The organism is Mesorhizobium sp. P2_B5, from assembly GCF_056404775.1.
The window spans coordinates 1,206,154-1,219,643 of sequence record NZ_JBFUDJ010000001.1 but is presented as its reverse complement, the minus strand read 5'-3'; the positions used below and the strand labels follow the sequence as shown (position 1 = coordinate 1,219,643).

The 13,490-nt window shown below is 62.8% G+C and carries 14 protein-coding genes and 1 pseudogene; 9 read left to right on the top strand and 6 right to left on the bottom strand.

Translation table 11 applies throughout. From position 1 onward, the window contains the following. Positions 1-56: 56 nt before the first annotated feature. Positions 57-1,439 carry an aspartate aminotransferase family protein gene (locus tag AC1D1N_RS06195; protein ID WP_477347241.1) on the bottom strand — a complete coding sequence of 461 codons (1,383 nt, stop codon included), beginning with the start codon at positions 1,437-1,439 and terminating at the stop codon, positions 57-59. Between the two features lie 158 nt (positions 1,440-1,597). Between AC1D1N_RS06195 and AC1D1N_RS06190 the strand changes: the two genes are divergently transcribed. Continuing rightward, positions 1,598-2,050, top strand: a complete 453-nt coding sequence (locus AC1D1N_RS06190) for a hypothetical protein (protein WP_477347239.1) — start codon at positions 1,598-1,600, stop codon at positions 2,048-2,050. Positions 2,051-2,067: 17 nt separating this feature from the next. Here the strand turns inward: AC1D1N_RS06190 and AC1D1N_RS06185 are convergent, their stop codons facing one another. Further along, positions 2,068-2,499, bottom strand: coding sequence for a MarR family winged helix-turn-helix transcriptional regulator (locus AC1D1N_RS06185; protein WP_436257716.1), 432 nt, complete (start codon positions 2,497-2,499; stop codon positions 2,068-2,070). Positions 2,500-2,562: 63 nt separating this feature from the next. Here AC1D1N_RS06185 and AC1D1N_RS06180 point away from each other — a divergent pair, with 63 nt between their 5' ends. Beyond that, entirely contained in the window at positions 2,563-3,018 is a 456-nt protein-coding gene (locus AC1D1N_RS06180; protein WP_477347237.1) for a hypothetical protein, read from the top strand. Between the two features lie 2 nt (positions 3,019-3,020). On the opposite strand, the gene AC1D1N_RS06175 is transcribed toward AC1D1N_RS06180, so the two are convergent. After that, positions 3,021-3,995 (bottom strand): WD40 repeat domain-containing protein, encoded by a 975-nt coding sequence (locus AC1D1N_RS06175; protein ID WP_477347235.1) that lies wholly within the window; start codon positions 3,993-3,995, stop codon positions 3,021-3,023. A 345-nt stretch (positions 3,996-4,340) separates the two neighbouring features. Continuing rightward, positions 4,341-5,405 carry a CobW family GTP-binding protein gene (locus AC1D1N_RS06170; protein ID WP_477347233.1) on the bottom strand — a complete coding sequence of 355 codons (1,065 nt, stop codon included), beginning with the start codon at positions 5,403-5,405 and terminating at the stop codon, positions 4,341-4,343. A 432-nt stretch (positions 5,406-5,837) separates the two neighbouring features. On the opposite strand from AC1D1N_RS06170, the gene AC1D1N_RS06165 reads away from it, so the two are divergent. Next, positions 5,838-6,308: a MarR family winged helix-turn-helix transcriptional regulator gene (locus AC1D1N_RS06165; RefSeq protein WP_112621551.1), complete on the top strand. Its 471-nt coding sequence runs from the start codon at positions 5,838-5,840 to the stop codon at positions 6,306-6,308. Between the two features lie 36 nt (positions 6,309-6,344). On the opposite strand, the gene AC1D1N_RS06160 is transcribed toward AC1D1N_RS06165, so the two are convergent. Next, positions 6,345-7,208, bottom strand: a complete 864-nt coding sequence (locus AC1D1N_RS06160) for an AraC family transcriptional regulator (RefSeq protein ID WP_477347230.1) — start codon at positions 7,206-7,208, stop codon at positions 6,345-6,347. A 46-nt stretch (positions 7,209-7,254) separates the two neighbouring features. Here AC1D1N_RS06160 and AC1D1N_RS06155 point away from each other — a divergent pair, with 46 nt between their 5' ends. The 5 genes and pseudogenes from AC1D1N_RS06155 (at position 7,255) to AC1D1N_RS06135 (ending at position 11,281) form a co-directional block, all read left to right on the top strand. Then, positions 7,255-7,662 carry a DUF2000 family protein gene (locus AC1D1N_RS06155; protein WP_436257711.1) on the top strand — a complete coding sequence of 136 codons (408 nt, stop codon included), beginning with the start codon at positions 7,255-7,257 and terminating at the stop codon, positions 7,660-7,662. A 184-nt stretch (positions 7,663-7,846) separates the two neighbouring features. Continuing rightward, a pseudogene (locus tag AC1D1N_RS06150) lies at positions 7,847-8,715 on the top strand (DMT family transporter). A 65-nt stretch (positions 8,716-8,780) separates the two neighbouring features. Then, a complete protein-coding gene (locus AC1D1N_RS06145) occupies positions 8,781-9,803 on the top strand; it encodes a LacI family DNA-binding transcriptional regulator (RefSeq protein ID WP_112563795.1) in 1,023 nt (340 codons plus the stop codon). Next, positions 9,800-10,783 (top strand): 2-hydroxyacid dehydrogenase, encoded by a 984-nt coding sequence (locus AC1D1N_RS06140; protein ID WP_477347228.1) that lies wholly within the window; start codon positions 9,800-9,802, stop codon positions 10,781-10,783. The genes AC1D1N_RS06145 and AC1D1N_RS06140 overlap by 4 nt, the downstream gene beginning before the upstream one ends. A gap of 90 nt (positions 10,784-10,873) precedes the next feature. Then, complete coding sequence (locus tag AC1D1N_RS06135) at positions 10,874-11,281, top strand: hypothetical protein (protein ID WP_477347227.1); 408 nt, start codon at positions 10,874-10,876, stop codon at positions 11,279-11,281. Between the two features lie 9 nt (positions 11,282-11,290). On the opposite strand, the gene AC1D1N_RS06130 is transcribed toward AC1D1N_RS06135, so the two are convergent. After that, positions 11,291-12,064 (bottom strand): gamma-glutamyl-gamma-aminobutyrate hydrolase family protein, encoded by a 774-nt coding sequence (locus tag AC1D1N_RS06130; protein WP_112563764.1) that lies wholly within the window; start codon positions 12,062-12,064, stop codon positions 11,291-11,293. A 297-nt stretch (positions 12,065-12,361) separates the two neighbouring features. Between AC1D1N_RS06130 and AC1D1N_RS06125 the strand changes: the two genes are divergently transcribed. After that, a complete protein-coding gene (locus AC1D1N_RS06125; RefSeq protein WP_436257707.1) occupies positions 12,362-13,471 on the top strand; it encodes a TRAP transporter substrate-binding protein in 1,110 nt (369 codons plus the stop codon). Positions 13,472-13,490: the final 19 nt, after the last annotated feature.

The following is a 13,490-nucleotide window of genomic DNA, read 5'->3' as shown; positions in this document are numbered from 1 at the left end:
TGTACTCAAGGTTTGCTTGGCAGGCCGTTCGTTAGCCGCCCATTCAGTCGCTTGTCTCATGCCGTCAGCCTTGCCGCAACCGTGGCGAAGGCGGTGATCAGCCGGTTGACCTGGGCGCCGGTGGTGGCCGGCGAGATCAGCATCATGTTGTGGAAGGGTGCGATCAGCACGCCCTGGTTGACCAGCGCGACGTGAACAGCCGCTTCAAGCTCCGGCGCATGCGCAGTCTCGGCCTCGGCGCCATTGCGCAGCGGACCGGGCGCGCAGATGAACTCGACGCGAGCGCCGACGCGGGCGACATGCCAGCGCAGGTTGTAGCGGTCAATGACCCCGGTAAGCCCGGCGTCGAGGCGGAGCGCCAGGCGGTCCATCCGGTCATAATTTTCCTGCGTCATCACTTCTTCCAGCGTCGCGCGCATGGCCGCGAACTGCAAAGGATTGGCCGACAGCGTCGTGCCCATACCGGAATAGCCGGGTTGCTTGGTTCTGTTGTAGTCGGCGTAGCGGTTGGCGACCTCGTCGCTCATCCCCCACACGCTCGCCGGCACGCCACCGGCGATCGGCTTGCCCAGCACGAACAGGTCGGGTTGCAGTCCGAATTTCCTGGTGTAGCCGCCGGGGCCGGTGGAGATTGTGTGGGTCTCGTCGATCAGAAGCAGCGTGCCGGCCGCGCGCGTCAGTTTGCGCAGCGCGTCATGAAAACCGCGATCGGGCAGCACCATGCAGGAATTGGTCAACACCGGCTCGGCGATGACGCAAGCGACATCTTTGTCTTTCAGCGCTGCTTCAAGCGCGGCGACATCGTTGAATTCGACGACCTTCGCCGTCTTGGTCAGGTCGCGGAATTCGCCCGCCAGCCCGGGCCGATTGATGGGCTTGCCGTCGACCAGCCGCACCATCGTCTCGTCGACCGAGCCGTGATAGCAGCCGTTGAAAACCAGGATCTTTTCGCGACCGGTGATTGCGCGGGCAACCCGCAGCGCGAAGCGGTTGGCGTCGGTTGCCGTCGTCGCGATTTGCCAGAACGGCAGGCCGAAGCGCTGCGCAAGCAGCGGCCCGATCGCCAGCGCATCTTCCGAAGGCAGCATATAGGTCAGGCCTCGCCCGGCCTGGCGGCGAATGGCGCGCGCCACCGGCGGCGGCGAGTGGCCGAACATCGACCCGGTGTCGCCCAGGCAGAAATCGTCGAGCCTGTTGCCGTCAATGTCGGTGATGGTGGCGCCTTTGGCGCTGTCGACCAGGATCGGGAACGGCGTCGGCCAGTCGTTCATCCAGTGCATCGGCACGCCGCCGAAGAAGCCAGGCAGGCCGTTGCCCACCTTGGCTGCCGATTTCGGCCGCGCCTTGCGGAAGGCTTCTGCCTCACTCTCGCGCAGCCTGGCGATGCGGTCACGGCTGATACCGCCGATCGATAGGCCTGAATGGTCGGTTGAATGCATGAAAATCCCCTCTCGGCCACCACTCTAGCCAATCGCCATCTCAAACCGCAATTGGCCGCCGGACTGCACTGCATTGGTTCAGCAGCACTCGGCTGGCGCTTGACCTTGAGGCCAAGCCCGGTGCCAATACGCTTAGGCATTTGGTTCTGGGGGAGAAAATGCGGACGATCATCTGTTCGGCGATGTTGCTTTTGTCGGCTGGCGCGGCCTTCGCGTCGGGTGGCATCTGGTGTTCCGCCGATGACAAGGCGGCAAAATTCGAGGTCGAAGCCGGAGTCACCCGAGGCATGGGCGGGCCTACCTTCAACTTTCGTGGCGATCTCGAAATTCTCGGCCGCCCCGACGGTGAAAGCCTGCGCAAGACCGTGTTGGAGGATTCCAACCTGACGCAGTACTGGCTGGACGACAAGGAATTGCGGCTGAACATTTACCACGAGCATGAGGTCGCGCAGCACATCAACTCGGTCGAACTGACGATCCTGACCAAGACCACTGACGAAGGCGTCTATGACGGGGGCTATACGCTCGCCATCTATGATGCCGCGGCGGATACGGACCAGGATGGCAAGCCGGTTGAAGTCACCGGCAAGGTCTCGTGCGGGGCCGAATAGCTCTTCTTGATCTGCGGTCAATCCGACTGCATCGACGCGATGGCGCGCCGCATCAGGTCGAGAAACACCAGCCGCTCATCTTCGCTTAGATCGACCAAAGCTGCTTCGTTCTGTGAACGCGCCGCCTGTGTCGCTGGTTCGCGCAGAGCAATGGCCTTAGCGGTGAGATGGATCGATTGCGAGCGCCCGTCCTCGGGGTGAGACCTTCGCTCGATCAACCCGTCACGTTCCATGCGGATCAGCGTGTTGGCCATCGTCGCCTGCTCGACGCTGAGCCGCTGCACGAGTTCGCGTTGCGTCAGGCCATCTTCATCCCACAGAGCCAGCAGCGCCATGAACTGAGCCGGCGCCAGACCGAGCGGCCGGATGCGCTGCTGCAGCCCGTTGGCGAACAGCCGTGCCATGTGGTTGGCCAGGAATCCGGCGGATCGTTCTTTCAGAAAGGCCATGGGACTGGATAGCAGTTGAATAGCATGCTATGCAATGATATATAGCTTGCTATGGAGATGACGATGAAAACCTGGATTCACGCAGCGGCGGGCGCCATCGCGCTCATCACAGTTTCGGTCTTCTGGCTGTCGACGGCCACAGTTGAGCTGTTCGGCGACTCGGCCGCGATCACAACCGTCAAAAGCTGTGTGCTGGCCGGCATGGCCGTGCTCATCCCGGCGATGATCGTCGCCGGCGCGTCCGGCTTCTCGCTCGGCAAGGGGTGGATGAGCCCGGTCGTCGCGCGCAAGAAACGGCGCATGCGCATCATCGCCGCCAACGGGTTGCTGGTGCTGGTGCCCTCAGCTGTCCTGCTCAGCAGCCTTGCCGATGCGGGGCGTTTCGACATCCTGTTCACGATCGTCCAGGCGATCGAACTGACGGCCGGCGCTGTCAACATTGCGCTTTTGTCGCTCAACATGCGCGACGGGCTGTCGCTGCGGCGAAAGCCGCTTCGGCTGGCCGCTCGGGTCCGCTGAGCTCAGGCGGAGATATCGATGACGCCGCAATCGCCGGCAGCGCTGCCGAAGGCGACCCGACGCTCTTCCTTATCCCACATCATGGAGGTGATGGCGCCTTTGCCCGGGCGGCGCAACAGCACCTCCCTGGCGTCGGCAAAGCGCACTGCCATCACCATGCCGTCATCATAGCCGACGGCCACGACATCCTGGCTTGGATGGCAGGCGACCGATGTCACTATGGCGTTGCCGCGGGTGCCGAGCTCCAGCGGCGCCTTGCCCATCGGGCCGTCCTTGCCCGAAAACGGCCAGACGATTGCCGCCGGCGCGCCGGAGCTCGCCAGCCATTTGCCCTTCACGCTCCACGACAGGCTTTTGACCTTGCCGGGGTAACCGGTCATGCGCATGTGCTTGCCGTCGGCAAGCTTCCAGCCATGCAGCGCGTTTTCCTGCATGGTGGTGACCAGGAAGGCACCATCGGGCGAAAAGGTAATGCCGGTGTGGGCGCCGGCCCATTCGAGCTCCACCGGCTTGCCCTCGGCGGCCGGGAAATGCAGCGTCGCGCCATTGTAGCGGGCGACGCCGAAGCGCATGCCCTTGGGCGAGAAGGCCAGTCCCTCCACCGAACGCGGATGGGCAAATTCGCGGGTCTTGCCATCGGCAAAGCGCACGAAGGCGGTCTTGCCCGTGGCATAGGCGATGGCGCCTTGCGGCCCGGCGGCGACGCTGGTGATCCACTTCTTGCAGGCGCTTGCCAGTTCGCTGACATTGCCGCCTGCGGAAACGGCAAAAATCTTGCCGTCCTCGCCGCCGGTGATCAGCCGATCGTTGGCGGCGTCATGGAACGTGGAAAGCAGGCCGTCATTGGCCTGAATTGTCTTGTGGCCATTGTCGAGCCGATGAACGGCGCCATCGGCCAGCGCAAAATGCGGCACGTTGTCAAGGAAGACGGCGGCAAGGCAATGGCCATCGAGATCAAGCGGGGCAACTGTGGGCATGGCTATCTTTATCAATTTAAGTCCAGAGGGCGGCTTACTCGACGTTTGCACGTCCGGCAACCATGAGGTTGCGATGTCGGAACAATTGCCTGTCTCTAGTCGCCAATGATGGCGCTGCCCCTCATTGTCCTGCCGGACATTTCTCCCCGTATAGTGACGGGGAGAAAGACGCTGTGGCGGATGGTTTCGCCTATCGCCAGCGTTGCAAAATAGGCGTCGGCATTGCGGCCAGTCCCCTTCTCCCCGTCACTATACGGGGAGAAGGTGCCGGCAGGCGGATGAGGGGCGGCGCCAACCGTGAGAACTGGAAGCGCCACATTAGAGACGATTGCCTCTGCCAAATAATCAAGCCGCCTGGCAGGCGTCAAAGCTCTTCTTCAGCCGCTCGGCGTCGAGTTCGCGGCCGATGAAGACCAGCCGGCTTTCATGCTTTTCGCCGTCCTTCCAGGCGCGCTGGTGGTCGCCTTCGATGATCATGTGCACGCCCTGGATGACATAGCGCTCGTCGTCGCCCTTGAGCGCGATGATGCCTTTCAGCCGCAGGATGTTGGGGCCTTCCATCTGGGTGACCTTCTCGATCCACGGGAAGAATTTCTTCGGGTCCATCTCGCCGCCGCGCAGCGACACCGACTGTACCGTCACGTCATGGATGTCGGAGGGATGCGCGTGATCGTGGTGATGGTGATGATCGTGGCCGTCATGATCGTGGTGATCATGGTCATGGTCATGGTCATGGTCGTGATCGTGATCGTGCGCTTCGAGGAAATGCGGGTCGTTCTCCAACGCGCGCGACAGGTCGAAGGCGCCGCGGTCAAGCACTTCGGACAGCGCCACGCCGGCCCGCGTGGTGCGATGGATCCTGGCCGCCGGGTTGATGGCGCGGATGGTCGCTTCGACCTTGGCCAGTTCTTCCGGCGTGACGAGATCGGTCTTGTTGAGCACGACGACATCGGCGAAGGCGATCTGGTCCTCGGCCTCCTTGGAATCCTTGAGCCTGAGCGGCAGATGCTTGGCGTCGACCAGCGCCACGACAGCGTCGAGCTTGGTCTTGGAGCGCACGTCGTCGTCCATGAAGAAGGTCTGCGCCACCGGCACCGGGTCGGCGAGACCCGTGGTTTCGACGACGATAGCGTCGAAACGGCCGGGGCGGCGCATCAGGCCTTCGACGACGCGGATCAGGTCGCCGCGCACCGTGCAGCAAACGCAGCCATTGTTCATTTCGTAGATTTCCTCGTCGGATTCCACGATCAACTCGTTGTCGATGCCGATCTCGCCGAATTCATTGACGATGACGGCGTAACGCTTGCCGTGGTTTTCCGACAGGATGCGGTTGAGCAGGGTCGTCTTGCCGGCGCCGAGATAGCCGGTGAGAACGGTCACGGGGATCTGCGTCGTCTGTGCATCGCTCATGTCTTGCCTCGAATGACTGGGCCGCGAAATTCCGGGCCGCAAGAAGGGATTGTTGGCCTGATATAGGATGTGTGCCGGGTTTTTGCACGGGGCAAACCGCCTGGGCGTTTGACCCAGAGAGTGACGGAGCGGGTGGGTGGACCGAAACATCCCCGAACAGGCAGTGTGGTAGGGATGCCGACCATCCAGCGCGTCGCCTGAACGCCTCTTCGTTGACCTGTGCAAAGCCGCGCCGTCTCAAACCATTGCAATCGCCTTGGCGGAAACTCGTTTGTCATCTAACTGAAATAAACATCTGGCATCACCACGGTGGGCACCACAAATGCTTGCCGGCAAAGCTGTTTCGAAAGCCGGAATCTTTTTGATCGTCGATTGCCAACCGGCCGGCTGCGTCTATGCTGCACGCACCGGTACGGCCGAAGAGGGATCACCATGGCCAAGGCGGACAAGACTGCAACGATGAGCCGGCTGCATTCGGCGGCAAGGCTGGCAAGAACCGCGCTGGCGGCAAGGCTTCTGGCGCACGGCTTCTATGCCGGCCAGGACCAGATCATGCTGACGCTCGACCGCGAGGACGGCCAGACGCCGGGCAACCTCGCCGGCCGCCTCGGCGTGCGCCCACCGACCATCACCAAGACTATCAACCGCTTGCAGGCGCAGGGTTTTCTGGAAAAGCGCGCCTCTTCTGCGGATGCCCGCCAGGCGCATATCTTCCTCACCGACACCGGCCGCGAAATCATCCACGCCATCGAGAAATCGGTGAAGAAGACGGAAAAGCAGGCCTTGAAGGGCCTCGACAAGAAAGAACAGAAGACGCTGTTCAAGCTGCTCGCCCGCATCGAAGCCAATCTGTCGAACGAGGAACTGGTGCTCGTCGACGACGAGACCGACATCGACGATTGATCAGCGCGCCGGCAGCACGTCTGCCGGCTTTCGTGATTAGGCCGCCACCGAAGGTCCGCGCACCAGGACCGACCAGCGGCCGGGCGTCAGGCCGAATGCTTTCTTGAAATGTCTGTTGAAATGGCTCTGGTCGCTGAAGCCGGCGCCAACGGCGATTTCGGCCAGCGGCTCGCCCACCTCGATCATCCGCCTTGCCTTTTGCAGCCGGCGCATCAGCAGGAAACGATGCGGGCTGGTGGAATAGGTCGCGCGGAAATGGCGTGAGAGCGCATAGCGGTCGAGCCCGGTGATCGCCTCCAGCTCGTCGGAACGGACGGGCCGCTCGGCATTCTCCTCGAGATAGTCGCGCGCCAGTGCCGCGGCGCGCCAGGCGGTCTTTCCCATCGGCTTTGCCGGCTGGCCGGCATGACGCCCGAGATGCTGCGCCAGCTCCGCAACGAAATCGGCGACGAAAAGCCCGTCCAGTTCTTCGTCGAGCGGCGCCAAGGCCGATAGCAACGTGCTGCGCAAGGCAGCATCGCTCACCACCGCATCCCTGACGAAAGGCAGCGGCGCGCCATCGAGGCAGTCAAGCAGCAGTGACGGCTCCAGATACAGGATCCGGTAGCGCAAGCCATCCTCGGTGCCGGCGCCGCCATCGTGCACTTCGTCTGGATGCAGCACGATCACCTGGCCGGGCAGGCTGTGGTTGACGGCGCCCCGGTAGTGGAAGCGCTGCACGCCGGAAAGCGTCACGCCGACGGCAAGCGTGTCGTGGCGGTGCAAGTCGAAGGCGTTGCCATGGAAATGCGCCTCGATGCGCTCGATGCCGGTGCTGCCCGGCGCTGAAACGATCCGGTCCTCATCCGCGCACGAACGTTCAAGACCTTGTGTCGCCTCACCGTTTAGACCCTGCGCCATCGCCTATCCTGCCCTTTGCGGGCCAACTCCCGGAGTCCTCATTTTGGTGTTCGATACAAAATTTGCAATCGTGCTGAGGGACGATCTCGCGGGCTGGCAGAAGCTCAACGTCACCGCGTTCCTGACCAGCGGCATCGTCGCGCAATTTCCCGACATCATCGGCGAACCCTATCGCGACCGCGCCGGCAATGTCTTTAATCCGCTGTCGATCCAGCCGGTCATCGTGCTGTCGGCGGATGGCCCGACGCTCAATGCGATCCACCGGAGGGCGCTGGAACGCGGCGTGACGACGTCAGCCTATGTCGAAGAGATGTTTGCCACCGGCTTTGATGCGGCCAACCGCGCCGTCTTTGCCGAATTCGCCCCGGAGGACGCAAGGATCGTCGGCATGGCGTTGCGCGCCGACAAGAAACTCGTCGACAAGATCACCAAGGGCGCCCGCATGCATGCCTAATTCGCAGGCAGTTGCGGTGCAATTCGGTGAGCCTGTGCCCTGCGCCTGTTGTGCCAGTCGCTTTTGGCTTGCCGGGCACAGGCGATTGCCGCAAAGGTAGGCTTCTATCCTCCCTGCCGGCCTGACATTGAACGTTCCCGCAAAATCAGACGAAAGCGCAACGCCGCCCGCGGCGATGCTGTTCATGCTTTCGACCTATGTGTTTTTCACCTTTCTCGACACGTCGAGCAAATATCTGGTGCTGGCCGGCGTCTCGGCGCCCGCTTCACCGTCCATGTCCTGCTTGTCGGCGTCTTTCTGCGCGGCTGGCGCGAGCCGTCGCGGTTCCGCGCCAACAACCTACCCGCCCATATCCTGCGCGGCGGGCTGCTGTTCGGCTCGACCATGTGCAACGTCATGGCGCTCAAAACCCTGCAACTGGCCGAAACCACCTCGATCTATTTCTTCGGCCCGATGGTGATCACCGCTCTTGCCGGACCGCTGCTTGGCGAATGGGCGGGGTGGCGGCGCTGGCTGGCGATCCTGTCGGGCTTTGTCGGCGTGCTCGTCATCACAAGGCCGGGCGTCGGCGTGTTCGGCGTCGGACATCTCTTCGCGCTCGGCTCGATGCTGTCGAACTCCTTTTACGTCATCATGACGCGTCGGATGTCGGCCAGCGAAAGCTCGGAGAGCCTGATCCTGTTTTCGGCGCTGGCGCCGGCCGTGCTGCTTTTACCCATGCTGCCGTTCTCACATTCGCTGCCGCAGGATGGCTGGCACTGGTTCATTCTGGTGATGCTGGGCGTGTTCGGCGCCGGCGGCCACTGGATGCTGGTGCAGGCCTACCGCCTGGCGACCACCACGGCGCTGGCGCCGTACCCCTATTCGCAAATGGTCTGGATGATCCTGTCCGGCTGGATCATTTTCCACCAATTTCCCGACCGCTGGACGCTGGTTGGCGCGGCAATCATCGTCGCCAGCGGCCTCTACATCATCCATCGCGAGCACCGTTTGCGGCTGCGCAATCGCACGACTGTCGACGTCGAGGCGGAGGCGCTGGCGAAAAAACTTTGATTTGCTCCGAATCCGATGGCATAACGCCGCATTTAAAAAATTTAAAAAACTCGGGGAGCGAAGGGCTGGCACAGAAGATCAAGCTTTCGACGATCGCGGATGCGCTTGGCGTGTCCACGGCCACGGTCTCCCTCGCATTGCGCGACAGCCCGCTGGTCGCCGGCGCCACGCGCGATCGCATCAAGGAACATGCCCGCGCCATCGGCTATATCTACAACCGCCGCGCTGCCTCGTTGCGCACCTCGCGCTCGGGTATTGTTGGCGTCGTTGTGCACGACATCATGAACCCGTTCTTTGCCGAGATCCTGCGCTCAATCGAGAGCGAGCTCGACCGCAGCCGGCAGACCTTCATCCTGTCCAACCACTACGACCAGCTGGAAAAGCAGCGCACCTTCATCGACACGCTGCTGCAGCTTGGCGCCGATGGCGTTATCATGTCGCCGGCGATCGGCACACCGGCTTCCGACATCGTCATGGCAGAGGAAAACGGCCTGCCGGCGGTGCTGATCGCGCGCACCGTGGAAGGCGCCGACGTGCCGGTGTTTCGCGGCGACGATGCCTACGGCACAGCACTTGCCACCAATCACCTGATCTCGCTCGGCCACAAGCGCATCGCCATGATCGGCGGCACCGACCAGACCTCGACTGGACGCGACCGCTATCAGGGTTACCTCAACGCCATGGAAGCGGCCGGACTGGAAGTCAGGCCGTCCTGGCGCATTCCCGGTCCGCGCACAAAGCAGGGCGGATTCGAGGCGGCTGGACAGTTTTTGGCGCTCAAAGACAAGCCAACCGCCGCCTGCTGCTGGAATGATCTCGTCGCCATCGGCCTGATGAACGGCATTGCCCGCGCAGGCCTGGTGCCGGGCGCCGATATCTCGGTCACCGGCTATGACGATCTCGAGGAGGCGGCAATCGCGACACCGGCACTCACCACCGTCTGGAACGGCCAGCGCGAGGTCGGCCGCCGCGCCGCCAGCGCGCTGCTCGACAAGTTGAACGGACAGGCGGTACGGCCGTCGCAGGAACTGATCAAGCCGGAACTGCATGTGCGCCAGTCGACCGGCAAGCCGGTGGAGCGTGTATGACCGAGGCCGAACAATTGAATTCCGTCGCCGTTCTGGTGCCGGGGCATTTCAACGACCATGCGGTCGAGCGCATCGACCGCACCTTCAGACGGGTCAAGATCGAACGCGCCGATCCCGCACTTGTCACCGACGAAATGCGCCGTGACGTGCGCGCCATTGCCTCCTTCGCCGGCGTCAATGCGGCACTGATGGATGCTTTGCCCAAGCTCGAACTCATCGCCTCCTTTGGTGTCGGCTACGATTCGGTGGATGCCGTTCACGCGGCCAAGAAAAACATCATGGTCACGAACACGCCCGATGTTCTGACCGAAGAGGTCGCCGACACCACGATCGGCCTTCTGCTCAACACCGTGCGTGAATTGTACACGGCCGAGAAATGGCTGCGCGACGGCAGTTGGGTGAAGAAGGGCAACTATCCGCTGAGCCGGCTGACCTTGCGCGGCCGTCATGTCGGCATTTTCGGCATGGGCCGCATCGGCCTGGCCATTGCACGCCGGCTGGAAGCCTTTGGGCTGCCGGTCGCCTATCACAACCGACGCAAGGTTGAAGGCCTCGCCTACCAATACCACCCGACGCTGAAAGGTCTTGCCGAAGCGGTCGACACGCTGATTTCCGTGGTGCCGGGCGGCGCTTCCACCGAAAAGGCGGTCAATGCCGAAATCCTGGCTGCGCTTGGCGCCAATGGCGTGTTCGTCAACATCGGCCGCGGCAGCACGGTCGATGAGCCGGCTCTTGCGGCAGCCCTTGCCAACGGCGCCATCGCCGCCGCCGGACTCGACGTTTTTGCCGACGAACCGAATGTACCCAAGGCCTTGCTCGAAGCGCCCAACACCTCGCTGTTGCCGCATGTCGGTTCGGCCTCGCACCACACGCGCCGCGCCATGGCGGACCTGTGCGTCGATAATCTGGTATCCTGGTTCAGCGAACGCCGGCCGCTGACGCCGGTGTCGGAGACGGTGAATGTGAAGGCATCCGGTTAACGCCGGGGCGCGACGGCCACATTTATTAACGTCAGCTTAACCCTTCGAAATGACTATTCATCCTGGGCGTATGCGTGGATGAGTACCAGAATGAAGACACTTTCCGTATTGACCGCCGCGGCGGCGCTATTCGGCGGCGTTCAGCTGTTTCACGGTGGCGCTGGGCAAAGCGCTGCCGACGAGGTCACGCCGTCCACCAGCTTCAGGCTGGTCGCCAATGGCGATGAAGGCGACTGCGCGGTCACCCGCGGCGCCGCGATTAACGATGGCCTTTTATTGTTGACGGTGGCGCCGAATTGCCGCCGGCTGCTGCCCGGCATTGAGCGAGCGAAATTCTGGCGCGAGGAGCAGGACGGCACGGTGGCTTTCAGCGCCGACGGCGTCGACCCGATCGTCACCTTCTCGGTTGCCGACGGCGATGGCTACGAATCCTACGCGCCGGCCTTGCCGCTGCTGTCGTTGGCGACAACCGACAGCCCAGATCAATCCGGCAACTGATACGATCGATTATTCGGCCGCAGCCCGCGCGCCGGCTTTCGCCGCCGCATGCAGGCGCACCGCATCGCCGAAAGCGCGGAAAATCTTGGCCGAGTTGCTGTCCGACTTGACCCAGTATTCGGGGTGCCACTGCACGCCGACGGCAAAGGCGCGGGCATCCTTCACCGAAACAGCCTCGACCGTGCCGTCGCCGGCCACCGCTTCGACCTGCAACTTGGAGCCAAGCCGGTCGATCCCCTGGCGGTGCAGCGAGTTGACCTTGATGTCGCCGGCGCCGAATACACCGGCCAGGCAGCTGCCGGGCTTGATCGAAATGGTCTGGTGGATGGCGAAGCGTTCGTCCTGGTTGTCGCTCACCGGCGCGCGGTGGTCGAGCGAGCCTTCGCGCTCCTGGATCTCGGTGCCGAGCGTGCCGCCCAGCGCCACGTTCAATTCCTGGATGCCGCGGCAGATGGCAAGCAGCGGCACGCCGCGCTCGATCGCCTTGCGGATCAAGGGCAGCGTGGTGGCATCGCGGGCCGGATCGTAGGGGCCGTTGGCCTCGCTGGCGTCGCCGCCATAGAGCGAGGGATGCACGTTGGATTTCGAGCCGGTGACCATGACGCCGTCGACCGACGACAACAATTCATCGAAATCGAGCCGGTCGCCGAAGGACGGCACCAGAAGCGGGAACACGCCGGCACCGGAAAGTGCCGCCTCGATATATTGCTGTGGGGCGGCATGCCAGGTGTAGTTGTCGAACTGACGGACGTCGGTCGAGATGGCGACGAGCGGCTGGTGCATTTTGGGTCCGGATTCCCTTTGGCGCGAAGCGAATAGCTATTGTGCCTGCAAAATAGGCGATCCGAAGGCGCTTTTCCATGGCAGGTTTTCGTTGTCTCGCATGGGCCACGCCATAAACGTTAGACTATAGTTGCAGACCGGGCGCCAAGCCTGCGGATTTGTCACCAGCGCCGCCGTCAAATCCCGCTGCCATGCTGGACTCGACCCCTTGCCCGTGTATTGTTTCGGCCAAACCGATGCCGGGGCGTGAGGAGATGTCCCTGATGTCGGTTTGTTGGTCCAATAGGGAGGAACTGCATGGATCGTCGTTCATTCATCCGCAAGGCAGGGGTCACCGGCGTGGGCGCCGCGGCGGCTGCCGCCACGCTTGCCGCGCCGGCAATCGCCCAGTCCAATCCGAAAGTGACGTGGCGGTTGGCGTCGTCCTTCCCCAAGTCGCTCGATACGATCTATGGCGGCGCGGAAGTCTTCTCGAAAATGCTGTCGGAGGCGACCGATGGCAATTTCCAGGTCCAGGTATTTGCATCCGGTGAACTGGTGCCCGGCCTGCAGGCTGCCGACGCCACCACTGCCGGGACGGTCGAGGCCTGCCACACGGTGTCATACTATTACTGGGGCAAGGACCCAACATGGGCGCTGGGTGCTGCAGTGCCGTTCTCGCTCAATGCGCGCGGCATAAATGCCTGGCACTATCACGGGGGCGGCATCGACCTGTTCAACGAGTTTCTCGCCACGCAAGGTCTTTTCGGCCTGCCCGGCGGCAACACCGGCGTGCAGATGGGCGGCTGGTTCCGCAAGGAGATCAACACCGTCGCCGATCTTTCCGGCCTCAAGATGCGCATCGGTGGCTTTGCCGGCAAAGTCGTCTCGAAGCTCGGCGTCGTGCCGCAGCAGATCGCCGGCGGCGACATCTATCCGGCTCTAGAAAAAGGCACGATCGACGCCGCCGAATGGGTCGGCCCCTACGACGACGAGAAGCTCGGCTTCTACAAGGTCGCGCCCTACTACTACTACCCCGGCTGGTGGGAAGGTGGCCCGACCGTGCACCTGATGTTCAACAAGGCGAAATACGAAGAGCTTTCGCCTGCTTACAAGTCGCTGGTGCACACAGCCGCGCAAGCGGCCGACGCCAACATGCTGCAGAAATACGACCATCTCAATCCTGCGGCAGTGAAGCGGCTCGTGGCCGGGGGCGCGAAACTGCGCCCGTTCAGCCAGGACATCATGGCTGCCTGTTTCGAGAAGGCCAACGAAGTCTACGCCGAAATGGAAGCCTCGAACGCACCGTTCAAGAAGATCTGGGACTCGATCAAGGGCTTCCGCAAGGAGCACTATCTCTGGGCGCAGGTGGCCGAGTACAATTACGACACCTTCATGATGGTCCAGCAGCGCAACGGCAAGCTGTAGGCTAGTTCCCTTCTCCCCG

Excerpts from the sequence above, each read along its gene's own strand:
- AC1D1N_RS06195 (WP_477347241.1), bottom strand. The coding sequence starts at position 1,439 with ATGCATTCAACCGACCATTCAGGCCTATCGATCGGCGGTATCAGCCGT.
- AC1D1N_RS06190 (WP_477347239.1), top strand. The coding sequence starts at position 1,598 with ATGCGGACGATCATCTGTTCGGCGATGTTGCTTTTGTCGGCTGGCGCG.
- AC1D1N_RS06185 (WP_436257716.1), bottom strand. The coding sequence starts at position 2,499 with ATGGCCTTTCTGAAAGAACGATCCGCCGGATTCCTGGCCAACCACATG.
- AC1D1N_RS06180 (WP_477347237.1), top strand. The coding sequence starts at position 2,563 with ATGAAAACCTGGATTCACGCAGCGGCGGGCGCCATCGCGCTCATCACA.
- AC1D1N_RS06175 (WP_477347235.1), bottom strand. The coding sequence starts at position 3,995 with ATGCCCACAGTTGCCCCGCTTGATCTCGATGGCCATTGCCTTGCCGCC.
- AC1D1N_RS06170 (WP_477347233.1), bottom strand. The coding sequence starts at position 5,405 with ATGAGCGATGCACAGACGACGCAGATCCCCGTGACCGTTCTCACCGGC.
- AC1D1N_RS06165 (WP_112621551.1), top strand. The coding sequence starts at position 5,838 with ATGGCCAAGGCGGACAAGACTGCAACGATGAGCCGGCTGCATTCGGCG.
- AC1D1N_RS06160 (WP_477347230.1), bottom strand. The coding sequence starts at position 7,208 with ATGGCGCAGGGTCTAAACGGTGAGGCGACACAAGGTCTTGAACGTTCG.
- AC1D1N_RS06140 (WP_477347228.1), top strand. The coding sequence starts at position 9,800 with ATGACCGAGGCCGAACAATTGAATTCCGTCGCCGTTCTGGTGCCGGGG.
- AC1D1N_RS06135 (WP_477347227.1), top strand. The coding sequence starts at position 10,874 with ATGAAGACACTTTCCGTATTGACCGCCGCGGCGGCGCTATTCGGCGGC.
- AC1D1N_RS06130 (WP_112563764.1), bottom strand. The coding sequence starts at position 12,064 with ATGCACCAGCCGCTCGTCGCCATCTCGACCGACGTCCGTCAGTTCGAC.
- AC1D1N_RS06125 (WP_436257707.1), top strand. The coding sequence starts at position 12,362 with ATGGATCGTCGTTCATTCATCCGCAAGGCAGGGGTCACCGGCGTGGGC.